Origin of the sequence: Paenibacillus sp. FSL P4-0184 (genome assembly GCF_038004625.1) — a bacterium.
In the GTDB taxonomy this organism is placed as follows: Bacteria; Bacillota; Bacilli; order Paenibacillales; family Paenibacillaceae; genus Paenibacillus_AQ.
On the sequence record NZ_JBBORN010000001.1, the window covers coordinates 389,178 to 415,483 of the forward strand.

At 44.7% G+C, this 26,306-nt stretch carries 21 protein-coding genes; 7 read left to right on the forward strand and 14 right to left on the reverse strand.

Annotation, left to right across the window (positions count from 1 at the left end; genetic code table 11):
• Nucleotides 1-3: 3 nt before the first annotated feature.
• The 4 genes from MKY52_RS01580 to MKY52_RS01595 form a co-directional block, all read right to left on the reverse strand.
• Nucleotides 4-1,587 carry a response regulator transcription factor gene (locus tag MKY52_RS01580; protein ID WP_341049441.1) on the reverse strand — a complete coding sequence of 528 codons (1,584 nt, stop codon included), beginning with the start codon at nucleotides 1,585-1,587 and terminating at the stop codon, nucleotides 4-6.
• Nucleotides 1,587-3,308 carry a sensor histidine kinase gene (locus MKY52_RS01585; RefSeq protein WP_341049443.1) on the reverse strand — a complete coding sequence of 574 codons (1,722 nt, stop codon included), beginning with the start codon at nucleotides 3,306-3,308 and terminating at the stop codon, nucleotides 1,587-1,589. The genes MKY52_RS01580 and MKY52_RS01585 overlap by 1 nt, the downstream gene beginning before the upstream one ends.
• A 67-nt stretch (nucleotides 3,309-3,375) precedes the next feature.
• Nucleotides 3,376-5,538 (reverse strand): alginate lyase family protein, encoded by a 2,163-nt coding sequence (locus MKY52_RS01590; RefSeq protein WP_341049446.1) that lies wholly within the window; start codon nucleotides 5,536-5,538, stop codon nucleotides 3,376-3,378.
• Nucleotides 5,528-6,649, reverse strand: coding sequence for a glycoside hydrolase family 88 protein (locus MKY52_RS01595; RefSeq protein ID WP_341049448.1), 1,122 nt, complete (start codon nucleotides 6,647-6,649; stop codon nucleotides 5,528-5,530). The genes MKY52_RS01590 and MKY52_RS01595 overlap by 11 nt, the downstream gene beginning before the upstream one ends.
• Before the next feature lie 209 nt (nucleotides 6,650-6,858).
• Here MKY52_RS01595 and MKY52_RS01600 point away from each other — a divergent pair, with 209 nt between their 5' ends.
• Nucleotides 6,859-8,121 (forward strand): TraB/GumN family protein, encoded by a 1,263-nt coding sequence (locus tag MKY52_RS01600; RefSeq protein WP_341049450.1) that lies wholly within the window; start codon nucleotides 6,859-6,861, stop codon nucleotides 8,119-8,121.
• A 199-nt stretch (nucleotides 8,122-8,320) separates the two neighbouring features.
• Here MKY52_RS01600 and MKY52_RS01605 read toward each other — a convergent pair whose 3' ends face one another.
• On the reverse strand, nucleotides 8,321-9,607 hold the full coding sequence (locus MKY52_RS01605; RefSeq protein ID WP_341049452.1) for a Gfo/Idh/MocA family protein: 1,287 nt from the start codon (nucleotides 9,605-9,607) through the stop codon (nucleotides 8,321-8,323).
• 146 nt (nucleotides 9,608-9,753) lie between these two features.
• Here MKY52_RS01605 and MKY52_RS01610 point away from each other — a divergent pair, with 146 nt between their 5' ends.
• On the forward strand, nucleotides 9,754-10,581 hold the full coding sequence (locus MKY52_RS01610; protein WP_341049454.1) for a helix-turn-helix transcriptional regulator: 828 nt from the start codon (nucleotides 9,754-9,756) through the stop codon (nucleotides 10,579-10,581).
• A 3-nt stretch (nucleotides 10,582-10,584) separates the two neighbouring features.
• On the opposite strand, the gene fucU is transcribed toward MKY52_RS01610, so the two are convergent.
• Genes fucU through MKY52_RS01630 form a run of 4 tightly spaced genes read right to left on the reverse strand, consistent with a single transcriptional unit; the run spans nucleotide 10,585 to nucleotide 14,937 of the window.
• The gene (fucU, locus tag MKY52_RS01615) at nucleotides 10,585-11,013 is read right to left on the reverse strand and encodes an L-fucose mutarotase (RefSeq protein ID WP_341049455.1); all 429 of its coding nucleotides are present in this window, start codon (nucleotides 11,011-11,013) and stop codon (nucleotides 10,585-10,587) included.
• A 12-nt stretch (nucleotides 11,014-11,025) separates the two neighbouring features.
• Nucleotides 11,026-11,676, reverse strand: a complete 651-nt coding sequence (locus MKY52_RS01620; RefSeq protein WP_341049456.1) for a class II aldolase/adducin family protein — start codon at nucleotides 11,674-11,676, stop codon at nucleotides 11,026-11,028.
• Nucleotides 11,677-11,694: 18 nt separating this feature from the next.
• Entirely contained in the window at nucleotides 11,695-13,140 is a 1,446-nt protein-coding gene (locus MKY52_RS01625; RefSeq protein WP_341049458.1) for a rhamnulokinase, read from the reverse strand.
• A gap of 30 nt (nucleotides 13,141-13,170) precedes the next feature.
• Nucleotides 13,171-14,937: an L-fucose isomerase gene (locus tag MKY52_RS01630; protein WP_339801738.1), complete on the reverse strand. Its 1,767-nt coding sequence runs from the start codon at nucleotides 14,935-14,937 to the stop codon at nucleotides 13,171-13,173.
• Between the two features lie 238 nt (nucleotides 14,938-15,175).
• Here MKY52_RS01630 and MKY52_RS01635 point away from each other — a divergent pair, with 238 nt between their 5' ends.
• On the forward strand, nucleotides 15,176-15,946 hold the full coding sequence (locus MKY52_RS01635; RefSeq protein WP_042193458.1) for a DeoR/GlpR family DNA-binding transcription regulator: 771 nt from the start codon (nucleotides 15,176-15,178) through the stop codon (nucleotides 15,944-15,946).
• Between the two features lie 43 nt (nucleotides 15,947-15,989).
• Here the strand turns inward: MKY52_RS01635 and MKY52_RS01640 are convergent, their stop codons facing one another.
• Entirely contained in the window at nucleotides 15,990-16,658 is a 669-nt protein-coding gene (locus MKY52_RS01640; RefSeq protein WP_341049459.1) for an SGNH/GDSL hydrolase family protein, read from the reverse strand.
• Between the two features lie 109 nt (nucleotides 16,659-16,767).
• On the opposite strand from MKY52_RS01640, the gene MKY52_RS01645 reads away from it, so the two are divergent.
• Nucleotides 16,768-17,742 (forward strand): aldo/keto reductase family protein, encoded by a 975-nt coding sequence (locus MKY52_RS01645; protein ID WP_341049461.1) that lies wholly within the window; start codon nucleotides 16,768-16,770, stop codon nucleotides 17,740-17,742.
• A 59-nt stretch (nucleotides 17,743-17,801) separates the two neighbouring features.
• Here MKY52_RS01645 and MKY52_RS01650 read toward each other — a convergent pair whose 3' ends face one another.
• Entirely contained in the window at nucleotides 17,802-20,477 is a 2,676-nt protein-coding gene (locus MKY52_RS01650; RefSeq protein ID WP_341049464.1) for a YhgE/Pip domain-containing protein, read from the reverse strand.
• A gap of 235 nt (nucleotides 20,478-20,712) precedes the next feature.
• Here MKY52_RS01650 and MKY52_RS01655 point away from each other — a divergent pair, with 235 nt between their 5' ends.
• A complete protein-coding gene (locus tag MKY52_RS01655) occupies nucleotides 20,713-21,240 on the forward strand; it encodes a hypothetical protein (protein ID WP_042185981.1) in 528 nt (175 codons plus the stop codon).
• 92 nt (nucleotides 21,241-21,332) lie between these two features.
• Here the strand turns inward: MKY52_RS01655 and MKY52_RS01660 are convergent, their stop codons facing one another.
• Together MKY52_RS01660 and MKY52_RS01665 are read right to left on the reverse strand one after the other, a co-directional pair.
• A complete protein-coding gene (locus tag MKY52_RS01660; RefSeq protein ID WP_341049466.1) occupies nucleotides 21,333-22,292 on the reverse strand; it encodes a glycoside hydrolase family 43 protein in 960 nt (319 codons plus the stop codon).
• Nucleotides 22,293-22,304: 12 nt separating this feature from the next.
• Nucleotides 22,305-23,570, reverse strand: a complete 1,266-nt coding sequence (locus MKY52_RS01665) for a glycoside hydrolase family 27 protein (protein ID WP_445670973.1) — start codon at nucleotides 23,568-23,570, stop codon at nucleotides 22,305-22,307.
• A gap of 326 nt (nucleotides 23,571-23,896) precedes the next feature.
• Here MKY52_RS01665 and MKY52_RS01670 point away from each other — a divergent pair, with 326 nt between their 5' ends.
• On the forward strand, nucleotides 23,897-24,853 hold the full coding sequence (locus MKY52_RS01670; protein ID WP_341049470.1) for an ArsR/SmtB family transcription factor: 957 nt from the start codon (nucleotides 23,897-23,899) through the stop codon (nucleotides 24,851-24,853).
• Between the two features lie 130 nt (nucleotides 24,854-24,983).
• Nucleotides 24,984-25,142 carry a hypothetical protein gene (locus MKY52_RS01675; RefSeq protein ID WP_036675694.1) on the forward strand — a complete coding sequence of 53 codons (159 nt, stop codon included), beginning with the start codon at nucleotides 24,984-24,986 and terminating at the stop codon, nucleotides 25,140-25,142.
• A 263-nt stretch (nucleotides 25,143-25,405) separates the two neighbouring features.
• Here the strand turns inward: MKY52_RS01675 and MKY52_RS01680 are convergent, their stop codons facing one another.
• Complete coding sequence (locus MKY52_RS01680) at nucleotides 25,406-26,176, reverse strand: class I SAM-dependent DNA methyltransferase (RefSeq protein WP_341049472.1); 771 nt, start codon at nucleotides 26,174-26,176, stop codon at nucleotides 25,406-25,408.
• Nucleotides 26,177-26,306: the final 130 nt, after the last annotated feature.

Consider the following 26,306-nt stretch of genomic DNA (forward strand, 5'->3'; position numbering starts at 1 on the left):
TTCTCAGCGTACCGAGTGTTTGGATTTATATTCGCTCGGTGTTGTTCCCACGTATTTTTTAAACACTTTTGAAAAATAGGTTCTGTCCGAATATCCCAGACCAACGGCCAGCGATTCCAGGTTTTGGCTGGAGATTTTCAGCATTTTGGTCGCAACCTTCATCTTGTGCTGATGTACATAGTCCGTAAAAGTCAGACCTGTCATGCGTTTGAAATAACGCGAGAAATAGCTCGGGTCCAGAAAGAGATAACGTGCCATATCGATTGAAGTGATGTTATCGCCAAGATGCTGATCAATAAATTGCTGGATAAGCTGCAGCTTGGGCTCCTGCGGGGGAGTTCCCGCCACCTGCTGTTTGTTGCCTGTAATCTGCACAAGCTTTCTTTCCACCAGTTCCATCGTATCCTCCAGTGTGCGGGTTTGCACGAGATAGACGAACAGATCCTCATCGAATGTTAGGCTAGTGAACATCAGCTCGATACCGCGGAGCATAAAGGATAAATCCCGGACGAAATCGCCGGGATGGATAGCCATAACTTTTGCAGTCCTAGCGATTTCCTGAAGAGTGCCACGTATGGCTTCAAGATCATTTTTAATCACGGCCCGTTCCATCTGCGGGATATAACTATCCAGAAATCCTTGAGGAGCAGGCTGGAAGCGAGGGGTAGCGATTTGCAGAGTATCCAGAACTGTGTATTCCGCACTCGCATAGAACTCGCACTTGTCCTGGACAATTTGCCGATGAATCTGTCCAATCGCCTGCAGCTCTATTTTCTCAGTGACTGCGATGATGCCCGGTTGAATCTTAAGGAGATGGGAGCACTCGGAACACAATCGCTGTAAATAATCATGAAAATAAAGACTGGCATTCTGCGCCAGATTTACACGGTAATTATACAGAAGCACAATATTCTTCTGTTCCAAAAAAGGCGTAATCCCCTCACACGCTTCGGACAGCTCTAGGGCTATATTGTAGATGGCATATAAAATAAGTGGATACTCGCTCTGCTTGTACCTCTTCTCGAAACTGGAAAAGTGAATGCTGACCGTGCCCAGCATGAACCACGGGTACGTCCAGGATATGCCGATTTGCGCCGCATAGGCTAGCGTGGTTTCGGGCGGGGCGCCGCCAATCACCCTTTGCAGCAGATTCTGCCGGAATAACTGGCTGTTGTAGCCCGTCCCCCCATGCTTGATTAACCCGATCTTCGATTTAAGCAAGCGTACAGACTTGGCAAGGCTTTTCTCCAGTTGCTCGTCCGTAAGCTGGTCCTTGATTAAATAGTCATCCACCTTCAGCTTTACCGCTTGCTGAGCATAATGGAAATCCTCATGACAGGTCAGGAAAATAATTCTGACCTCCGGCTTCATCCGGGTAAAGTAATCGGCCAGCTCAATCCCGTTCTTTTGCGGCAAGCCAATATCCGTAATCACGATGTCGGGCTGCACTTCCTCAAACATTAATAACGCCTTGGCACTGGAATAGGTGCTGCCGACAATTTGCAAGCTATGTGCTTCCCAGTCAATCATCTGCTGAAGCACCTTGAGCATAGGAACATCATCATCTATGAGCATCACTTTATACATCAATATCCCTCTCTCTCCGACAGATTAACCTGATGATTGCCTTGCGGCAAATACAGAGAAACGGACACCCCACCTTGCGGCAAATTATGCAGCGACAAGCGGGTATCCTGACCATAGGTCAGCCTCAGCCTTTGAACCACGTTGATTAAACCGACCCTTTGATAAGTTCCATCCTGTTCATCGTCCTTGTAGAGCAATCTGCGGTTCAGTCCTGCCAGAATTTCTGCCCCTGCTCCGCAGCCATTGTCTTCGACTTCAATCATAATCCCATCAGGGATCGTTCGCGCACGGACGACAATACGCGGTGCCGGGTGGTCTACTAGACCGTGAACGATAGCATTCTCTACGAGAGGCTGCAGAATAAGTTTAGGAACGATGAGCTTCTCTGTATCCGCTTCCAGATCGACCTCGAGTTCAAGAGGGATTTCGTTGCGGATCTTCATGATGTCGATATAATGACCAAGCAGTCTGCATTCTTCCCGTAAGGTAGCCGGTTCATTGACCTTCAGATAGGCACGGAGAAGACTCATTAGCGAATCAATGATCCCGCTGTGCAGCTTATCTTTAGCCAAAATAAGGCTACATTTGATCGAATTCAACGTGTTGATCAAAAAGTGGGGACGAATCTGCATAAACAGCGCCTCAAGTTCCATCACTCGCTTCTGTTCTTGCTCCAGCTCGATGTCGTGAATCAATCCTTGCAGTTGATCCAGCATAGTATTCAATGTCTGCCCTAGCTCAGCGATTTCATCCTTGCCCTTGACCTCCAGCCTGACATCAAGATTCCCCATCCCGAACTGGCGCACAACACGCTGCAGCTTCATGATCGGACTATGCAATCTTTTGGCAATCAGCATGGAAGTGGCCGAAAAGACAATAAACAAGAGAAGCACTAAACCAATACCACTATAAAAAGTTCGCGAAATCTGGCCCGACCATTCTTTCTCTGAAGCTTCATAGACCAGCTCCCAATTGGATTTGTCGATGGCTCTGGCCGTACGCACGCTTCCTCTAGCTTCCTTGCCATCTGGGGCTAGCTCTGAGTTCCCGGCGATCAGACCTCCTCTGGAATCAAACAACGCCAGCTTGCCAAACTCGACCGGACCGAGCAATTTGTTGAAATAGGCATCGGGAATTGAGATGAGAAGCACGGACACCTGCTGTTTCTCCCGGCTATCATAGATTACTCTGGCAATATAGTAGCTACTGCTTTTACCGGAACCGCTGTCAGCCATCCCAAGCCATTGCAAGGTCTCCGGTTCGTGAATATTGACACGTCCCATCAGCTTGTCCATGTTGGCATTAATCACGGATAAATTCTCAGTCCCAGAGGAGATCACAAAGTGTTTCCGGTTAACCAAATACATGCGAATGTTATTATTTAGCGGCTTAGAGTTGATGAGCGAAAACACATCCTGAATTTGCGTAAAATGTACGTAATCCTGATAGGTGTTCAATCGCTCGGTATCTGCAAAGACCTTCAGATTGGCGCGAAAATTGGTATCGTTTACAATAAAATGCGATGCAAATGTCACATCATCAATGGTCTTGTTTAGTTCGTCAATCATAACGTTCAGAAAGTTATCGTTGCTGAGCTGCAACTTCTCTACCATCGTATCCCGAATAAGCACAAAGGAGATGATCGATACTGCAATCAGCGGAATAAAAATCAGCAAAAGAAATGAAACCTGGATACGTCTATAGTAAGTGAATTTGAACATGTTTTCTCCGCGCCTCTCTCATGCTCTTTTCTTTTATTCTATCAGCCCGTTATCCAGTATACATGCATTATCTGATTACCGTGACTTTCTTTTGACCGTTTGCGAAAACTATAAGCACCACTTCACCAAATATTTGTATACCTTCCACTACATAGGAATCCAAGTGGCTGGATGGAACCTCATGGCTGATCACGATAATATGCTCCTCATTCCTTTCAGGGAAGCTGATGCGGCATGCCTCCGCCTGCACGGCATCCACAGGTTCACCCGTATGGCGGTAAATCGGCACCTGTTCAACCAGTGGACAGAACGGCTCACCGGAAGGCTGCGGGTACAGCATCTGCATCATCGATACCGTTCCTTTTCCCGTTCGGGCGTAAACGGCATGCTGATTAGGTTCCAGCAGATTGTATTCACGGGAAATTACCCCGTCATCAATCTTGCCCTGAAGTCCTTTAACATTAACGGGAATGATGCAAAGATTGGCTTCCTGCTCATTTTTTGTACGGCAAATGAATGTCTCGTCTTCCATCTGAACCGCTCCGGGTGCAAAATGAAAATGCTGGGAAAACGTATGCTCCTGACGGCAGCTAAAGCTGTCGACCAGAAGCCAGTAATAAGGCTTGATGAATATGATCCTCCTTAGCAGGTGTACCGGATCATCCAAATGACGGTAGCCATCATGGCTGCCCTCAACATAATCAAAGTCCGGATTGCTGATCCATTTGCTGCCTGTCGGCTTCGCAATTTGGGAGAAGGACCATGTATCCGTGATTTCAGTGAATCCAATTCCGTCAACAGTAGTCGTATTATGGGCAGCGCTTTCTTTTAACGCTTTTCTGAGTGGTGTGTGATCACTATAGTTGTATCTGCCCAGATCGGTAAGCATATCCCGCCCAAAAGCATACAGATCGAAATGTAGCAAATCCGCGTGACCATGTCCACCACCAAGCGGTCCGCAGTGGAAATATAGGTACAAGTCCTGCTCGTCCCAACCCGTTCGCATCATATAATGACCGGAATGTGTGAAAGAGCGCGACAAGTAAGGCGGTTCCTCCGCAATCAGCTGCTCGTAGCCTTCAACTCCATTCATTCCGAACAACCAGGCATTGTCATAATCCATATGATCATATCCGCTAAAGCGGAGCACAGAATCCTGGAACAACCAACCTGCATAAGTCAAAATCGAACGGACATCGCTGTCATCGCTATCCCCGAGCATCGGCTGCCGATGATTCGGTTTGGCCCAATACAAGGAAGCGACGGCCATTTGATGAACTTTTTGCTGAAGTTCATCCTGTAGCTCCAGTCCATTCATGCGAGCCAAGCGGATGCAGTCGAGAAAACATACCAGAACCTCATGGTGATAGGTGGGCGATTGCTCCCAATGGATACCATCCGCCATGACCTGGATTCTAGCCGTCTCCCCTAATCTCTCCTCACCGAGCCGTCGCCAAATCTTAGCCCTAGTGAACTCAGGGAAGTAGAGCGCGGTTTGGAATAAGCCACAAGTCTCCAGAACGCCCCAATTGCTGATATTCTTCCAGCCCGTAAACGATAAAGCTAAATATTCGCTGTGTTCATGAAGGGATATCATCACTTTCGCCAGAAGCGTCGGTGTGAGCAGCGGACTATCCTGTATATAGGATAGCGCTTTGATCCAGTTCGCACAGCGAAGACCCGCTTCAATTGTGCGCCAAGTCAACGTATCATTCGTAGGCATGTCTGGAACAGGATTACGGTCCATCCAATCTTCAAGCTGACAGCAAAATGTTCTCGCATACTCCTCATTACCTGTTATCGCATACGCTTGTCCTAATGCCACCCAGTAGCGGTGGCGATTCAGCATATAAGCCCATTCTACATCCTTATCCGGAATATAACGCCAGTCAATTTCTTCCTCAAAGGAAACCGGAATGCGGCTGCGCTCCATATCCCAGGGAAACCGAAAAAGAAACGTCTGCTCCATAACTTCATCCGCCGTCTTCATTACGACTTCCAGCTCATCTGCGCAATATTGCTGTATATAATCGATATGCTGCTGTTTCCGGCTGTCCTCTGCCCGCCAGCCCGGCGTGCTCCGACTAGTCAAATACCGATGCAATTCAGTCAGCGCATCGTCCTGCCGCACTTGACTGAGCGCATCCTTCACGGAAGCTAGAGCGGGTAACTCAAGGTCGAGTAGCGTAAAGACAGCATAGGGAGAGGTTGATCGGCAATCAGCGTTCATACCAGTACCCCCTAGTGCCTTTTTGCAGCCGCAGCAACGCTTCGAGGTAGAAATAATCTCCCCAGATCATGAAATCATCCGGAGACAGACCGCCGCGTACATGGTAAGAGCCGTGCTTCAGCAGCCCCTCCTCGTCTTCACCGATCGTGGAATAGTTCTGCACAAGTGAAGTCATCGACTGTATTAACCCCTGCTGAAAATAAGCCCGTTCGGGATCTTCCTCCTCCATTAGCTCCAGCAGTTCCTGTAGTCCAGCCGCAACAATTGCAGAGGCCGAGCTATCCCGGTACGTATCCGCAGACACTGGAGCATTAAAGTCCCAGTAAGCGACATGATCCTGTGGCAAATGCTCCAGAAAATAGCGGGCCATCCGCTTGGATGTTTCCAAATACAACGGATCCTTAGTATAGCGGTAAGATAATGCAAAACCGTAGACGCCCCAGGCTTGCCCGCGTGTCCAAGTCGATCCGTTAGTATAACCTTGGTGTGTAGCACCGCCAATCGGCTCTCCGGTCTTCTGGTCGAAGAAAAACGTATGGTAGGAGCTGTCATCTCCCCGCACCAGATAACGTTTCGTTTTATCCGCCTGCATGACCGCCACCTGCCGATATAGGGAATCACCGGTCTGTTGTTCCGCCCAATACAGAAGAGGGAGATTCAACAGACAATCAATAATGATGCGCCCACCTTCCTGGGCATCTCCCACAGGTCCCCAAGCCTGAATATAACCGCCGCCTGTGCGCCAGCGCTTCAGTAATAAGTCTGCCGCCTGCAGTGTCAACTGACGCGCGGATTCGTCTTTATCTATAATCCACTGGGCCTTGGAGGATAACGAATACAAAAATCCGATGTCGTGATGATCAAGCACCGTCTTTGCCGCGAAACGGCGGCGGAAATCCTCTACGGTATGAGATGCCGCGATACGAAAGCTGTCATCCTGCGTATATTCATAGCACAACCACAACATGCCGCTCCAGAATCCATTGGTCCAGTCGTCATTGTTATTGAGCTGGTAAGTTCCATTCATGCTCACATGAGGGAATCTGCCCCCGAATCGGTCTATATTCTTACGTACCTTCTCAATCGCATCTTCAATCGCATTGCTCCACATAAGTTCCTTACTCCCTTCGGGCTCTTCGTTTCTTATGTTTCATGATAAGGAGAGTGAACAGGATCTAATAGGGGCGATTTTTACTTTGATGTGCATTATTTTGACTTTTGTACGAAGTAACAAAACGTATAACTATTTATGGAAAAATACGTTAAAATCAGAAAGTGACTTACAACTTTCATTCTTTTTAGAAACGGAGTGTCCTATTAATGAAAAAGCTAGGTGCATTATTTTTATCCATTTTCATGGTTATGTCTGTCTTTACCACTGCCCATGCGGCTGAAAAGCCTGTCGGTGTGTGGATTGATGGAACAGAAGTAAAGTTAGGCAATTCTAACCCTGTTGTAGAAAAAGGAACTACCTTGGTTCCTATGCGTCCACTCCTAGAGAAGCTTAATGTAAATATGAATTGGAATAAAAAGACCCAAACCGTAACGGGGACCAAAAATGGACTAGCCCTCTCACTGACTATCGGCAGCACCACAGCAACGGTAAACGGGGAGAAGAAAAAACTAGAGGTGGCTCCTAAAACCATCAACAATGTCACCTATGTTCCTGTCCGCTTTATCGGTGAAACGATCGGCTATAAGGTAGAATGGAATGCGGCGCAGCGCACCATCACCTTTGTAGCTAATAACGAGGCTGCAGGCAGCACCGGATTCTTATGGAAAGTGGAGAACAACGGAAATACCGTCTATCTACTTGGCTCTATCCATGTGGCTAATGACAAAATGTACCCGCTACGCCCGGAAATCGAAGCTGCTTTTGAAGCATCTCAATATCTCGGGGTCGAAGTTGACTTAACAAAGGTTGATCAAACGGAGATGCAAAAGTTCCTTACGGAGAAAGGTTCTTATACAGATGGGACCAAGCTCAAGGATCACGTATCCGCTGATACCTATAACAAAGTTGTTGCGCTTCTGAAAGCGAATGGTCTTGCAGGAAATGCATTCGATTCCTATAAGCCATGGGTCGTTACTCAAGGTATCTCAAGCCTACAAATGCAAACAACAGATTATACACCGGATACAGGTATCGACCTATATTTCACACAGAAGGCAGGCAAATTGAATAAACCTATCATTGAATTGGAAAATATGCAATTGCAGCTGAACATGTTCAATCAATTCTCAGATGGATTGCAAGAAAAGCTTCTCCTTGATACACTCGATAGCCTCAAGCAAACGGACAAAGCTGCAGCAACGGCTTCGCTGGATGGATTATCCCAAATGTGGATGCAGGGGGATGAACAAACCCTCGTAGCTATGACACAAGCGGTCGCTAAGGAGCCGGAATACTATAAGGGCCTCGTTTCGGATCGGAATGCCAACATGGTGAAGCATGTAAAAGAGTATTTGAATAGTGATAAAAAAGCGACTTATCTTGTCGTTGTTGGTGCACTACACATGCTGGGTGATGATGGGATTGTGACTCAATTGCAAAAAGACGGCTTTAACGTCGTCAAACAATAAATACTAGTGTCAAAATAAATAAGGTTGTCTCTTAGTCATCTACAATGACTTTGGAGGCAGCCTTATTATTTCTACTTCTCTTTTGGGCTCAATTCTAAAAATAGTAGTAAATTGACGTGAAGACAGAGCGGAGGGGTGGAGGGATTCTGGAGAAACGCCAGTGTTCGCCTTTAAAGACCAATTTCAACTGCTAATCCTTCTACCATTTGATTAACTGATCCACCTTCACCGGAAGTCCAGTAGCGATCGAACGATTAGCTGCAATCCCGGTCATAATAGACAACGCCCCATCCACATGGGAAGCCGCCCGATTAAATCGATCCTCCACAGGTCGTTCAAAAATATCACGCAGCATGACCGGATCTCCGCCACCATGACCCCCTACGCCTTCTTCAATTTCAACTTCATAAGGCGGCGCAAAATGAGGGAATACAGTGATTTGCTTGTCCTTTAGTGCCCCTTCATCTTCTTTCTTCCCCCCGGCGTTTACATAGGACTGTTCAACAACCTTAACTTCCATCCGCCCCTTCGTCCCATTAAATACTACAATGAAGCCTTCCCAAGGCAAATAAGCATTAAGTGAATAGTTCATAATCGTCTTGTTTTTGTATTTGACCATGACTGCCATCGTATCCTCAATGCTGATATTATCACCGAATACACTTTGATCTCGCAGGTACCCATCTTCATGCTCGGCATCCAGATACATTTGCTTAAGCTGCTCGTTGTCTTTTAGATGAAGCGCAAAGGGATCATTTTCCGCTGCTCTACTACCATGGGCACGCTGATAAAACTCTGTCACCCCGCGCTTCTCCGCATTCTCTCTGCCATAGAACCTTAAATCTCCCATGGCATAGATCGTATCCGGACGAGAGCCCAACCAGAAATTCATCAAATCGAAATGATGTGTTGATTTATGAACCAACAGCCCTCCGCTGTTCCGTTTATCCCGATGCCATCTGCGGAAGTAATCCGCTCCATGCTGTGTATTTAGCAGCCACTCAAAATTGACGGATAACACTTCTCCAATCGCCCCATCCATGATCAATTCACGGATTTTGGTATTGTGCGGGGCATAGCGGTAATTGAACGTAACACGCAGCTTTTTCCCCGTCCGCTCAATCGCTTCAAGAATTTCCTGACATTTCTCTTCATCTACCGTCATTGGTTTCTCCGAAATCACATCACAGCCAAGCTCCATCGCCCGGATAATATAATGGTGATGTGTGCGGTCAATACTCGTAACGATAACTACATCCGGCTTAGTCTCTTCAATCATACGATCGAACTCATGAGCTTTATAAGTAGGAACCGCATGATACTGATATTTCCCTTTCAGTAATCGATTCGCATAATCCATTCTTGCCCCATTCACATCGCAAAAGCCTACAATTTCTGAAGTTTCACGATAATTCGTAGTTATCTCACCATAGAAGAACTCCGCTCGGCCACCGGTACCTACGAATACATATTTCTTCTTCGACACAAGGATCACTCCATCGCTATTGATTTAGATGCCGTTTCTTCTTATAGTTTATAGTATAAAATACATTCAAATCTAAGCGATTATTAGCAAAAATAGCGAAAACTTTGCATATATTAGCTTCATTATCTGAAAGGGGCAAATCTACAATGGAACAGGAGCTAGAGCCTCCATTTATCATTGAACAAATCAAAAGAGCCGGCCCATTCAGCATGGATTCCGACCATTATCACGATACATATGAAATTTATTATTTACTCGCAGGTGAGCGCAGCTATTATATCAACAATCTGATTTATACCTTACGCAAAGGTGATTTGATATTTATTAACAAAAATGAACTCCATCGCACCACTTCTAAGGGCTCAGCACGCCATGAGCGAATATTGATTAACTTTGAGGAGGACTTTCTGCAAAAAACATTGGCGAACTACGACCTAAGTATTCCTTTTTTAACTACACAAAGCTTACTTCTGCGTCCAGGAGTACATGAACAAGGAGCCATCGAATCTATCCTTTTCTCTATGCTAAAAGAACAAGAAGAACATCGATCACAGCAAATCCCCTATCTTCAGACACTGCTCATCCAGTTATTTATTGAAATGAACAGAGTACAAGAAATAAGCCGCGAGCCCATCGCTCCTGAGAGCAGTGAGAAGCAGCTTAAAGTCTACGAAATGATCGATTATTTACAGGTACATTATGTTGAAAAGCTTACATTAGAGCGGCTATCCGAAACTTTTTTCATCAGCAGTACTTATCTTTGTCGTTTATTCAAACAGACCACTGGCTTCACCATTGTTGAATATCTAAACTACATTCGGATCAAGGAAGCCCAACGACTCTTGCAGAGCACTAACACTAAAGTCACTGCCATTGCAGAGAATACAGGCTTTGACAGCATCGCCCACTTTGGGCGGGTGTTTAAGCAAATCGCGAAATGCTCACCGCTGCAATACCGCAAGCAGAATCGCTGATCATCAAGCCTTGATTACACCTTTTTTGATAATAATATTTCCATAAAGTGCTTCTTCACCTGTTACTACAACAGCATAACTTTGCTTAGAACGATTGTAGAAATCAAACCGCTCCTCATATTTAATCATCGCTTCAGCGTCATGTTTGGCGATTATCGACTCGTACGTGGACCAGATCACCGGCACCGTAGGATCTCCCTCAACCACAGCCATAAACGCTACCTGATGTTCCACATAATGATCAAGGGGCAGCAGTTCCAATATTGCATCCAAAAGATCAGGTATCCCAATACCATCATATCTTAGTACTTTTGAGTTTAAGGAGTGTCCTGGATAATTAGCATCTGCCAGTACAAGCTCATCACCATGACCCATTTCCATCATCACACGTACCAGTTCCGGAGATAGTAGCTTAGGAATTTTTTTCAACATCCAAGCACCTCATTACTTCCCATAAAAAGATCTCAAAGCAACCAGCTCATCAATCCGATGCTGTGGTAGCTCTCTCTCTCCGTCAATCATACGTGTAATAAAGGTAATCTTGGCTGTATATTCGAGTCTCTCCATATTCAGATAAGCCTCCATAACATCTGTTCCCCAAGTAAGTGCTCCGTGATTTTCGAGCAGGACTGCTGTTTTTTTGCCAAGGAAAGGCATCAGTGAGTCCGGGATTTCTTCAGTTGAAGGTGTTCCGTATTCCGCCAAAGGAATATCACCGATCATGATAACCGACTCTGGCATCATCATTTTATCGAGCGCCTCACCTTTAATGGCAAAAGCGGTAGCATACGGGGGATGTGCATGAACCACACCATTCATCTCAGGTAGCTCATTATAAATTCTCAAATGCATTTTGGTTTCCGTTGAAGGTCTGTATCCTTCCGCCGCTTCAAGAACTTCACCTTGCAAGTTTACTTTTACAAGCATATGTGGCTCTAAATATCCCTTGCTTACCGCTCTGGGGGTAGTGAGAATTTCATTCTCTGATAACCGTGCTGAAATATTCCCATCATTGGCGGCAATGAAATCTTTATTAAACAAATTTCTGCCAATATCACAAATCTGCGAACGTAGTTTTTGTTCCAAGTTATCCATAAGTTCTCTCCTCGTATCCTATTTTTTAGAGTTTTTCACCAAAGTAGGCTGGTATGTCTTAAAGGTAAAAGATCGTGCCACGAACTCTTTCGCCTTAGAAACTTCCAATTTCCCCAGGGCAGCCAGCTGGACAATGATATTGCCAATTCCACTGGCCTCCACTGGCCCTGCAACGACTTCTCTACCCGTAGCATCAGCGGTGAGCTGGCATAATAGCTCATTTTGAATCCCACCGCCAACCATATGAATGATAGTGATTGTCTTGCCAGTGATCTCTTCCATTTCTTCAATCGTTCTACAGTATGATTGCGCAAGGCTCTCAAGGATAACGCGTATAAACTCAGCTTTCGTATTAGGCGGCTGTTGCCCCGTTCGCTCACAATATTCCCTAATCCGCTGCATCATCACACCAGGTGTGCTGAAAAGCTGGTCATTCGGGTCAATGATCGCTGGCGCCCCATTAATCGTTTGGGCTAATTCCACCATTTCACTTTGACTAAAATTCTCTCCTGCTTTCGCCCAATTCCTCTGGAGCTCCTGTAGAATCCATAGTCCCGTTGTGTTTTTTAGCAAACGATTAGAATTACCGTAGCAACGTTCATTTGTGAAACCATATTCATAGCTTTTCTCTGAAATGACCGGCTCAGGCGTCTCCATACCAACCAACGACCACGTACCACAGCTTAAAAATGCTGCTTCATCCTTACGAGTATAAGGGATCGAAGCTACTGCTGAAGCTGTGTCATGTGAAGCGCCGGCTATCACTTTCATCGGGCCTATATTAAGCTCCTCTTGAATAATCGGCAGGATAGATCCAATAACCGTTCCCGCATGAACCTGTTGTGGAACTAGACTACTCGGAATCCCAAGTCTGTTAAATAATTCAGAGGAGAGCTCTCCCGTGGCAGCATCCACTAAGCCGCTTGTACTCCAGATCGTGCTTTCTGCTGCTTTTATACCAGAAAACAGGTAATGAAATAGATCTGGCATCATTAAAATCGTATCCGCGGTCTCCTTAAGAGAATCATTATCCTGAAAATCAGAGAACAGCTGATAAAGCGTATTAATGACACTTGGCTGAAGACCGGTCATACGGAATTGCTCTGCCGGTGACAGTAGCGCTTCCAATTTGAGACGGTGAACCTCCATCCTCCGATCCCTGTAATGATGGGGGGAATAGAGCATCATTCCTTTTTTATCAATAAACCCGTAGTCGACTCCCCATGTATCCACACTTAAGGACGTCAGTTCTCCATGTTGCCTAAAGGCTTTTTGAACCCCTTGCTTCATTTCATGGAAGAGCCTTAGAGTATCCCAATATAAATGCCCGTTGACCTGTACCGGCGTATTCTCAAACCGATGAATTTCTTCCATTTGCAGCTTATCGCCATCATATATCCCCAGCATAACTCTTCCGGAACTGGCGCCGAGATCTATGGCTAGAAGCTTAATCGTATCATCCATTGTTCACCACCCCTGCTTCACAGGAAGATTTTAATAGAGGGGTCCAAAGTTCTGACATGCTCTGTAATCTGCTCCTTCCAGATCTTCGGTACCAAATAACGACCATACCCGAGGTCTAAAAATACGTGATTCCTCAACGTTATGCATGCTGACCGGAATGCGTAGAATAGACGCCAGCGTAATCAAATCCGCTCCAATATGCCCATAACTGATCGCTCCATGATTTGCGCCCCAATTATTCATAACATCATACACTGATTGGAAAGAACCACTATTGGTTAACTTAGGCGCAAACCAGGTTGTTGGCCAAGTCGGATCTGTTCTTTGATCCAGTGTATGGTGAACATCTTCAGGTAGCTCAACCGTATGACCCTCTACAAGCTGAAGAACAGGTCCAAGCCCTTTAACCAAGTTCATCCGTGCCATAGTAACTGGCATCCCGCCTTTAGTTAAATAATCCGTAGAGAAGCCGCCCCCACGGAAATATTCTTGAGAAGCCGGGCGGAATTGGGTATGGCTCAAACATGCTTCTACCTCATCCTCCGAAATTTCCCAAAAAGGTTTAATCGCAGGTTTACCGTCTATCGTCTGCTCACCCGTGCCATCAAGAGCAGCCGAACCCGAGTTGATCAAGTGAAGTATTCCGTGTGCCGCCTCACCTTCCAATTGATGACCCGTTACTCGCTTAACTGCATCTGGACTCCAAAAGGTTCGGACATCCGCAAAAATTTGTGCAGTATTCGTAAGCAAATAATTGAACAGCATCGTTACTCCGTTCAGGCTATCATTCTCTGTCGCTACGATATAAGGTGTACGTTTGCCATTCCAGTCAAAAGAGGAGTTCAGTATCGTTTCCATGAAATCCCCATTAGGAAAATGATCTGTCCATTGGCGCTGACCTTGGAAGCCACCCACAATCGCATTATGACCGTTGGCCTCTTCCTCAAAGCCCAGCTCAGCGAGAACAGGATTGCCGATCATCAGATCACGGGCGATCAATGTCATTTTCACACAAGTCTCCCACTGCTTCTCTTTCTCATCATCACTTATTTGCAGATGCTTCGGATTATTATCGGCACCAACTTGGCAGTTTTCTTTGGTCCACGCGAGTGCTCGCTTATATTCCTCTTTATCATAAATCTCCTCTTCAAAGCGGCGTACATATTCTGACATATCTATATATTCATTACGCATTCCCAGATACTCTTGGAAGAACTGTTCATTCACAATCGATCCAGCAATCCCCATCGAAACAGAACCCATCGATAAGTAGGATTTCCCTCTCATTTGAGCGACAGCCAACCCAGCTTTGGCGAACTGCAGCAATTTAGTCTGCACATCCGCTGGAATCTCCTCACTGCTAGACTCCTGAACATCCTCACCATAGATACCAAACGCCGGAATTCCTTTTTGTGCATAAGCAGAGAGAACAGCAGCTAGATATACCGCACCTGGGCGTTCCGTTCCGTTAAATCCCCAAACCGCATGTGGGATCGAGGCATCCATATCCATCGTTTCAGAACCATAACACCAGCAAGGGGTCACAGTAATCGATACGCCAACATTAGCCCCAGCAAATTTCTGAGCCGCAGCAGCAGCTTCTTTAACACCACCAATCGTAGAATCGGCAATGATGCACTCTACGGGGCGGCCATCCGGATAAAATAAGTTCTCTTCAATAAACTTAGCTACCCGCTGAGCCATACCCATGGTTTGAGCTTCTAACGATTCGCGAACCCCTCTTCTTCTGCCATCAATGGTCGGGCGGATGCCAATTTTCGGATAGTTTTCTATCACTGCTGTTCCTCCTCAAGATCATCTTAGTATCATCGGTAATGAACCTATTTCTCCTTCATCATAAAATATGGAAACGCTTTAGTCAACATAAAACAACATATTTATAGATAAATTATGTGGTTTTATGTGGTATTAATATTATTTTACTGTGGTATTATGTGAATATGAGGTTATTTCTTTGATTTATACAACAATGTAGTAAACTAGGAAGTAGATGATGATAGAGGTGAGTGAACGGATGAAAGCATTTGAACGGCGGGATCTAATCATTAATGAGCTGTATAGACAAAAGAAAGTCCATGTCGCTCAGCTGGCGCAAAAATTCAATGTCTCGGAAGAGACCATTCGGCGGGATCTGGATAAACTGGACAAGGAAGGACTTGCCAAGAAAAATTATGGCGGTGCAATTCTTAATGCCCACACGAATGAGGACCCTCCCTATGTGAGTAGACATCAGGTAAATATAGAGGCCAAACGTACGATAGCTGATCATGTTCTCCAATTAATTAATGATGGGGACAGTTTGGTGACGGATACGAGTTCAACCGTTTTTGAGGCTTTACGGAGAATTATAGAGGAGAAAAACAATCTGACGATTATTACGAATTCTTTGGTTGTATTATCCGAATTTCAACATTCTGGGCAAAAGCTAATTTCTACTGGTGGAATACTAGGCCCCGAGACTAGCTCCTTCGTTGGACATACTGCCTCACAGACTATTCAAAAATATAATGTGGACGTAGCCATATTCAGCTGTAAAGCGTTGTCTATGACTGGCGGGCTCAGCGATTCGAACGAAGAAGAAAGTGAATTGAAGATTCTTATGCAACAGCAGGCCAATAAAGTAGTTCTGCTCGCAGATCACTCTAAGTTCGACAGGACTGCGTTCATTAAATTATTTAGTTTCGATAGAGTGGATTATATCGTTACAGACGAGAAGCCTTCTGAGGAATGGATCGAGTTTCTGAATAACTATCATATATCTCTTATCTATGCACCCGCTGAGTAATCAGTAGGTGCATAAATAAAGATAAGGGGGAAACTTTATTTCACTAGTCGTTTAAAAGAACGCTTTTCTCTACGATCTTCAGCCACTCCCCAGCAATCAGATCATGCCCAGCCGCTGTCGGGTGAACGCCGTCCCACAGCCAGTAGGCTGCATCGGTTCTACGAGTAGCTGTATCGAATGCTTCCTGTAAAGGAACAAACACAGCATTAAATTCCTCCGCAAGTTGCTTAACAACACCCTGATAATGAGTAATCCGCTCTTTCCATTCATCCCAGTGTTCTGCCGGTGCTCCGGTATTTAGAATAAAAGGCTCACACAAGACCAGCTTCGTTTGCGGAAGTACTTCCCCGGTTTCTTCAAGCACATGACGGTACGCACGTTCAAAACGGTCCGTTATACCACTTGGTTCCCCTTTCATTGTTCTCCAAAGATCATTAACACCAATTAAAATACTGATGATATTCGGCTGAAGGTAAATCGCATCCTCATTCCAGCGTGCATATAAATCGGAGATCCGATCCCCACTAATTCCACGGTTATAGAACACGAGATTCTGCTCAGCCCGTTCGTTGCCTAGCTTGCCGCCAATGATATATGCATAGCTATGTCCTAGAATATGATTGGGATCTTCATCACGACCACGATTTCCATCCGTAATAGAATCACCCTGAAACAAAATCACTTTTTTAGCTTTAGAAGTTGGAATAGTCATTACTACGATTCATCTCCTTGATCTCGTTTTTTACATGAAACATTCAAGTTGAATGTTTCATAGGATACAAGTAAAGTTAACATATACAACTCAAGGAGGGAAGAAAATAATGAAATACAGAAGACTAGGCAATTCAGGACTAAAAGTCAGTGAAATCGGCTTAGGCAGCTGGCTTACATATGGAACAGCAGCAGAGCAAAAAGCAGCAGACGCCTGCATCAGCAAAGCTTTTGAATGCGGTATCAATTTCTTTGATACTGCTAATGCTTATAACCGTGGTGAAGGCGAAAAAGCAATGGGCGCTGCTCTTCGCGCCTATGAAAGATCATCTTATGTGCTGAGTACAAAGGTATTCTTCCCCATGGGGGATGATGTGAATAATCGCGGCTTGTCACGCAAGCACATCATGGAGCAATGCGAAGCTAGCCTTCGCCGTTTAGGAACCGATTATATTGATGTTTATTTTTGTCATCGCTTTGACAGAGAGACGCCTGTGGAGGAAACTTTACGCGCGCTGGACGACCTAACTGCACAAGGTAAAATTCTGTATTCAGCAGTGAGCGAATGGAGCGCAGCTCAAATTTCTGACGCCACCGGCATTTCACGCAGACTAAATCTGCGTCCGCTTATTTCCAATCAGCCTATCTATAACATGTTCGAACGTTACATTGAAGATGAGGTACTTGAGGTATCTCAGCGTGAGGGCCTCGGTCAAGTGGTCTTTTCCCCACTCGCCCAAGGTATTCTGACAGGTAAATACAAACCTGGACAACAGCCTCCGGCAGGAACCCGCGCAGCTGATGATTCGGTAAATGGCGTCATTCGCAGCTACTTCCGCGATGATGTACTGACTGTTGTCGGACAGCTGGATGAACTAGCTAACAGTCTTGATTTGAAGCTGTCGCAACTAGCGTTAGCTTGGACCCTACGGCAACCTGGTGTAAGTTCTGCAATTATTGGGGCCAGTAAGCCAGCACAGGTGGAAGAGAACGCCAAAGCTGTTGATGCCGTTCTATCTCTAGATACTTTGGAGAGAATTGAAGAGATTCTAAAGCCAGTAGCCGATTTCGCTCCAGCGAGATAATCTAAAAGAGGTTGTACCGAAAGCCACAGCAATTGGCTTAGGTACAACCTCTTTTTTTCTTAAGAAATCAATTTGGATTTTTCGGCTTGTTCAGCCGCCTTTTCGATATAACGCTCCAGCGGCTTCTTGAGCGTTAGCGCCAGTAAGAGTGCTATTACACCGAATAGGATCAAATAAAGACAATCGCGAATCGCCACTTCCGGCAGAATCCCCCCTACCGCCTCACGCATCAAACTAATCGCATAAGTAAATGGCATAAACGGATTCAACATTTGAAAAAAATGACCTGTTGTACTGATTGGAAACGTACCGCCAGAGCTTGAGAATTGAAGCACCATGAATACGATTGCTATCCCCTTCCCAACGTTGCCGAATACGGAGACAAGCGTAAATACAATCGTCACGAATACGATACTAATCAATACTGCAAAAAGGACAAACCACACCTTGTCCACCACATAACATTTCAGAATAAAGATATTACCAAGTACAGCCACCAACGCTTGCAGAATCCCAACCGTAAGAAACGTCAGCAAACGTCCAAAATACAATTGATACCGCTTGTACACAATTCCCTCAGTATCCACTCCCGTTCGGAGAAGTGAGATTAGGAGTGTGCCACCTACCCATAAGGAAAGTACAACATAAAAAGGAGTCATAGCCGAACCATAATTCGGAATAGGATATAACTTATTCTCTTTTAATACTACCGGATTGGCTAAAAAATCACTTTTGCTCTTAATATCCCCTCCGAGCAGCTCAGCAATCTCTCCCAGATCCACCTCATCTTTGATCTGACGGATGGTAGCTGCCGCTTTACGAATCGAATCTTCCAGTATCGGAAGATCATTTCGCACCATATCCGCTGCGACCGCTACTCCCTTATCCGCACGGGGGAGACCTGTACGTATCAGATCAGAAATCTGGTGCACCCGTTCCTCGACAGCCGGCAGATCCTGACGGACGAAATTTGCAGCTTGTTGTATTTTTTCTCCTGCAGCAGGCAAGCTGCTCTGAATTAGCGGAAGTGTATCACGAACAAAAGTACCAAAGCTCTGTGTCTTATCTGCGACACCGCTAGCTGCTGTATGTACCGCCTCACGAATAGCTGGTAAGTCCTGCTGTAGACTAGCCAAGCTTGATTGTCCGAACTCAATCGCTGCCATTGTCTCCTCAAGAAGGGTACCAAGCGCCGACAGACGATCCGGAACTTGATCCAGGGCAGTGGCTGTAGTCTCAGCAGCAGTGGATATTTGCTCTAATGTATTTTTTATAGCAGGGATAGTTGCCGCTTCATATTCGGAAATAAGCTTCAAAATGGCTACGTTCCCTTCGCCAGATTTAAGACCCAATTGCTTAACATTACTCGGATCAGGCTGACCCTCATTTTTTAGATCCGTCGCCAGTGAGTTTACCAAAGAAGTCTGTCTGCTCAAGGCATTGTTTACAGCCTTCAAGGTGCCAATCTCAGCATTAGTTACTGTTCCTGGTGAGAATGTATTCAGTGCCGATAACAAAGAAAGCGTATGATCCATCACGTTACTTCCCGACACCAGCTGAGAGGAAACTGACTCAAGTTGCTCGCGTACCGCTTGCGGGTCAATATCTTCTCCCTGCAGCAGTTCAGCAAGCTGAACTACTGCGTTCTCCGTTTTTTGCAGCAGGTATATATTTTGTTTGAGGGCGGCAGGTACCGCTTCAAATGCAGCATTGCTCTTCTCTAAGAACTGTTGAAGCTCTAGAACAAAATCATTTCCAGCAGTTACAATTTTGTCGGCCTTAGGTAGCGCAGTTAGAGCAGTGTTAACAACTTTATTTGCTTCCGCAAGACCTTCCGACGCCTTGTCCATGATTTGTTCAACTTCACCAAAATGATTATCAAGTTGAACGATTAGCTGTGCTGCTTGTTCAATTTTGGGTAGCTTATCCTGCAGCTCCCCTAAATGATCTGCAACGTTGGCAATTTGAGGCCAATGATCAGCTATTTTTTCTAAAGCCAATCCTGCCTTTTCCACATCAGGCAGCTTATCCTCCAGCTTAGAGATGCGCATTGCCGATGCATGAATTTGCGGCCATTGCTCCTCAATTTTCAATACATGTTGGCCTGCCGTTTCAATCTCGGGGATACTTGCCTCTAACTTAAACAACCCTTTTTCAACCTTGCGTATAATAGGCAATTCAGATTGGAACTTTGAATCAATTTGCTTTAAAGCCGTAAATACGGTTTCGCTAATGGTTTCCGTAAAATTCTCACTGATCTGTGTTGTAATTGAAGAGGCACCTTTATCTGTGATTTTAGGGGCAATCGCATTTATCTTCTCATTGACGGTATATTCAATCTCTGGTTTCACGATCCTGCCTTCGAGGATTCCTGTCATTCTTTTGGAGAAATCAGCAGGGATAATAATACTCGCATAATAATCTCCACGCTTCACACCATTGTGCGCAGCTTCTGCATCTACGAAGGTCCAGCCTAAGCTTTTATTATTCCGAAGACTTTCCATGACATCATTGCCGATATTGAAGCTCTTATCCTTCACAGTGGTCCCTTCATCCAAACTGGTTACAGCAATCTTAATGCCAGAGGTATTACTGTAGGGATCCCACACCGCCGCAACATTAAACCAATCATACACAGAAGGTAACACCACCAAAGCAGCGATCAGGAACACGGCCACAGGAACCTTAAATACGTTGCGCCAGTCGTTCCTATAAATCCGTAGTATTCCACCCATTCGTTGCTCCCCCTAATCTGTATGTTTTGACATTTTAATATGCCCGAGGAGACAAACTTTTACTATCATTTTTAGCGGATTCATGACCGGCATCGTTTTTCAGAAATATTTTTAAAAAATTGCAACAAAACCTGCTCGTTTAACGTAATAGAAGTATATAGCCCGTTTAGGAAAAAACGTAGCGGGTAATAAGATATATACAACCTTTTTACATATCTCAAGGGGGAGATTTCTAATGTTTAAGAAAAAGTCAGCGTATGTGTTACCGGTTGTTGTTCTATTGTTTCTTTCCCTAATTACTACTGCTAGTACCGTTGGAACACGAGTAGATGCGCAAGATAGTGGCAAGACTCAGCAACAGACGGTATATATCCATACTATTCAATCCGAGAATGGCAAGCTTTCCATTACAGCCGATGAAATAAACTGGTATCAGGGTGCTGATGCTGACCGAATCTTTGCTGAGAGAGACCCAGAAGGTGCAGCAGAAATTGGCGGAGCTCCAGACGGATATTATGTTGTTAATGATGTTGATACACTGACAACCTATCCGATCGCGGATAACGCAAAAGTCACCATGCAGATCTTTGATCACACTGGTAACATTGAGGACTTAGACATTCAGTGGAACGAAGCTATTACCTTACAGCAATTTATCGATCAATTTAATAAAACGGATATTTTCGATCTAAGCCAGTTCCCTTATCACCTTACGATTCAGGACGGCGTAATCACTTCCATCGTGCAACAATATATACCTTAAGCAGCAACACGTAACATATGAAAAAGAGGGTTACCCAGCGGCCATTTACGTGGCTTAGGGGTAATCCTCTTTTTTTGCAAAATGGATTATTTTTATTGCGCATCCCTAACAGGAACTCCAAAATTCGGCGTGCCATCTTCATTCCAATGGAAGATCTGAGCACGAGTATGACGGTTTGGATCATAAAGAGGATCGCCAGTAATTTCTTTATAATTGCGGCAGTGGTAGATGAGCACATCTTCCCCATTTTCATTGACCGTGAAGCTATTATGGCCTGGACCGAATTGTCCATTTTCTTCATTCGTTTGGAATACTGGATTTGGTAGTTTAGTCCATGAAGCTGCCTCCAGAAGTTCGCTGTCTTCATCCGCTACTAATAGTCCCATGCAATAATTGAAGTCTGTAGCACTCGCCGAGAAGCTGATAAAGATACGACCATTTCGTTTCAGTACTGCTGCGCCTTCGTTTACTTTGTACCCTATAATTTCCCAGTCATACTCTGGAGTAGCAATCATAGTCTGAGGACCTGTAAGTGTCCACGGATTGCTCATTTCAGAAATATACAGATTAGAATTACCCTCAATATTCAGGTCCTTCTGAGCCCATACATAGTACAGTTTTCCTTTATGCTGAAACGTTGTCGCATCCAAAGCGAACGATTCCCAAGCGGTCTTCACTTGACCTTTTTCTACCCATGTTCCTTCTAAGGGATTAGCAGATGCATTCTCGAGCGCAAACATACGGTGATCGAACAAACCATCCGTCGTCTCCGTAGTCCGTGCTGCGGCAAAGTAAATGTACCATTTTCCGTCTATGTAATGAATTTCCGGCGCCCAAATGTTAGCACTAAGCGGCCCCGTCTCATACTTGCGCCATGCTACAACTGGTTCTGCAGTAGTTAATCCTTCGATGGTTGTCGATCTTCTTACTTCGATCCGGTCGTATTCTGGAACAGAAGCTGTGAAATAGTAATATCCATCCGTATGTTTATATACCCATGGATCAGCACGTTGCTCCACCAATGGGTTGTTGTACGCTCTACTCGTATCCATATTCTCTCTCCTCTATAAAAGCTTTAACAATGCAGAACCATGCGGTGGAAGAAACTGCGTAACCCCTTCATTAGTAACTTCCAGGTCATGGTTTTGCCACAGATTACGTATCGTTTTTGGAACTGAAACATTTAGCTTTTGGTAAGATACCTGAAGTGTCGACTCTTTGTCACTGAGATTAAACAACGCTACATAGTGGTTACCTTGTTCATCCTCAGAAGTCCAGATTGCATACTCTTCGTTCCGCTCTACTTGTCTACCACCCTTACCAAAATGATGCAGATGAAGCACTTCCTTATTAGTTAACAAAGATAATGTCCACTCATCATTGTCTCTAAGCTCTCCCCCGAACATTAAAGGCGAACGGAAAATAGTCCAAAGCGTCATCATGGTAACCTGTTCGTCAGGAGTAAACCTTGTAAATCGGTCTCCCCCGCCATCAACGGAACGAATCCCAAGATGACCTAGCGGCAGCATATCACAGTCTGGCCAATGGCCTGGCTGAACGTAAGGAGCCCATTTTTCGCAGCGCTCGAACATTCCACGCAGCAAATGCCAATGATCCCAATAATCGTCGGTCATTCTCCACAGGTTAGCATGTTCAGCTAAGTGTTCAGCTTCTTCTACCGGAGCAGGTCCAGGTGAAAGACTAAGCACCATTTCACGACCACAGCGGTCGATAGCCTTACGGATCATGGCAACTTCGTCTTTGTGGTATCCATAAATACGTGAAGCGGCAATATCATCCACCTTCACATAATCTACACCCCAACTGGCATACAGCTGGAAGAGAGAATCATAGTAAGCCTGACTGCCTTCTTTAGAAGCATCTACTCCATACATATCTGTATTCCACGGACATATAGAATTGGGATGTGCGATATCACGTGCGGTTTGCTCAGATCCTAGAATGGAACTTGCCGCATGAACGGCCTGTCGAGGGATTCCACGCATAATATGGATGCCGAATTTCAACCCTAATCCATGCACATATTCAGCGAGTGGGGCAAAACCTTTGCCTCCCTTTGCGGAAGGAAAACGATTTTCTGCCGGTTGAAGTCTGGAATACTCGTCCATGACCAGCGGTACAAAGTTACGATATTGCGAAGAGTTCGCTTCAGGCTCATACCACTGAATATCCACAACAACATATTCCCAGCCAAATTCCTTCAAATGAGCAGCCATATATTCGGCGTTGCCTCTTACCTCTTCTTCATTAACACTAGCTCCGTAACAGTCCCAGCTATTCCAGCCCATTGGGGGCGTTGCAGCTAACATAATGATTTTCACGTCCTTTTCTAAGACTTTCAGTTTAAAAATAGCATAGAGAAAAAGACTTGTAAATATATTTATTTAAACCTTTTAATACTTTTATAAAATAAATAGTAAAAATAACATGATTTCGTTGTAAAACCATCTTATCTTGTGAATTAGTTTCATTAATTTTTAAATTAAATTAGATTAAATGCAAAAACAGGAAAAAATCTCCCTTATTTTTATTATTCTACAAAATAAGGAAGGTTACTTTATTTATATGCTATATTAGTTTATAATTTTATAAAACAGTATTCATTTATGACCATTTGGAAGAAGGTATTGATACAATGATCTATATTAAAGATTTAATGAGTGGTCTTGAAATATTCAAGGCGCTTAGTTCTGAAATCAGAATCCTCATACTCGAACTTTTAGCTACCAATCAAGCACTGAATCTGAATGAAATTGCCAAGAAGCTGAACCTCAGCAATGGCGCAATCACGATGCATATTAAAAAGTTAGAAGAAAGCGGTCTCATCGAGATAAACACATCCGTGGGTAAACACGGTATTCAGAAGGTCTGTTATTTAAATAAGGATAAGCTTATTGTTGATCTTCGCAGCAAGGATGTTGATAATCTCTATGAAGTAGAAATCCAAGTAGGACATTATAGCAACTATCAGGCTGTTCCGACCTGCGGACTTGCTACCAAAGACAGCATTATCGGTGACTTCGACGAACCGCGCTATTTCGCAGATCCTCAGCGGATTGAATCTGAGATCATTTGGATGGCTGAAGGCTTTCTCGAATATAGAATTCCGAACTATCTTAAAGCTAATCAAACATTCCGCGAAATCCAATTCTCGATGGAGATTGGCTCTGAGGCCCCTGGATCTAACGATAACTATCCCTCCGATCTTTATTTCTACTTAAATGGAATTGAAATCGGCTACTGGACTAGTCCTGGAGATTTCGGAGACACGCGTGGAACGTTTAATCCAGACTGGTGGCCTCCACATTTAAACCAATATGGTATGCTCAAACTGATCCGTATTAATAATGAAGGTAGCTTTATTGACGGTTGCCGGATTTCTGACGTGACCCTGGATGATATTCAGCTTGATTACAAGAGCGAGCTTACTTTCCGGATAGCCGTAACGGACAAGCCTGTAAACAAACGCGGGCTCACCATTTACGGCAAACATTTCGGCAACTATAGCCAGGACTTACTGGCGCGTGTACTATATGATGTTCATGAAGTAGAAATTGGCGCTTCTCGTACTGCCATTACCTTATCAGAGTAAAACATTCCCTAAACAAAAAGACCTTAGAACCAGCAATAACTGGTCTAAGGTCTTCTTTTGCTTTGTATATTTTTTTGAGTTTGACTCATAATAACCTTGTCTCCCAAACCACCGAGAAGGAGTGTTTCGAATGCGTGAAGGTCTAATTCCCGCTGTTCTTGGAACCGTCGTAACCGCTTCTAGCGCCGCTTTTCTTGGAAGCAAGTATAAGATGGCAGCAACAGGCGTACTTGGATTTGGTCTGGCTCATGTCGTATTGGGTGCCATTGATCTGTTTGAGCATCGGTAAGGATTGGAAGATGCCGGGTGGCTTAAACACTGCCCGGTTTTTTTGATATACATATTGGCGCAATTACAGCTACTTCTTCATACACGAATCATGAATCATGAATCCAACATTCCATGAAGCATACGGACTCAGATGACGTTATTTGCTTATTTTTAGCCTCTCGTTTTCAATAGCAGGAACCACACCAAACTCATAAAAAGAAGGGCTGTCTCACCAGCTATTTTCATAGCTTTTGGGACAGCCCTTCTTTTTATGTTGAATATTTATTTTATAGCAATATAAAATAAACGTTCCGCATCATCATCCGCCTCTATCCACTCGAAATCGGCGTAAGTCTTCACATCACTAAAGCCAGCCTTAAGCAGTTCATCCTTCATCCACTGGGGATCGTAGGCACGTTGAATATGTGTCTCTTCGAAACGGCGATATACATCACTCCGTCCCTCTTCGCGAGCGAAAATGGACAGATGATGTTCTATTTCGCGGCGAGGAACATCCATCTCACAAGTCCAAATATAAGACACCGATGGTTCGTCCAGAATAAAGGGCTGCTCTTCTTCATAACGGATCAGTGTGTTTGGATGATGTACATCGAACAGAAAGGTGCCGCCTTGCTTTAGTCCTGCAAAGGTACTAGCAAAGACAGCTCTGATATCGTCTTCTTCCAGCACATAATTCAGACAATCACAGAAAGAAATCACAGAATCCACAAGCTCTGGAAGCTCCCATTCCTTCATGTTTTGTCTAATCCAACGAACACTACCTTCGCGCAAGAAACGCCGTCCCTGGGGATGCTCTTCCATTTTGCGCTGTGCCACTGAGAGCATATCTGAAGATAGATCGATTCCGGTCATATGATACCCTGAACCCGCCAAAGGAATAGTGATACTCCCGGTGCCGCAGCCAAGCTCAGCCACGGTTACAGGCTTACCGTATTTGCACCATGCGGTTTCAGCAAAGGAGATCCAATCAGGATACGGCATATCTGCCATGAGCTCATCGTATACATAAGCAAATTTCCCATAGGAAGACACTAGTACACCGCTTTCTATTACAACATTTAATATGATTCTATTATTGACCCATCAAGCATAAACGCTCTAGCCGTCCCCACAAGGACGGTGAGCGTTTATACGAAAAATATAAGGAAAAGTATAGTGTGAA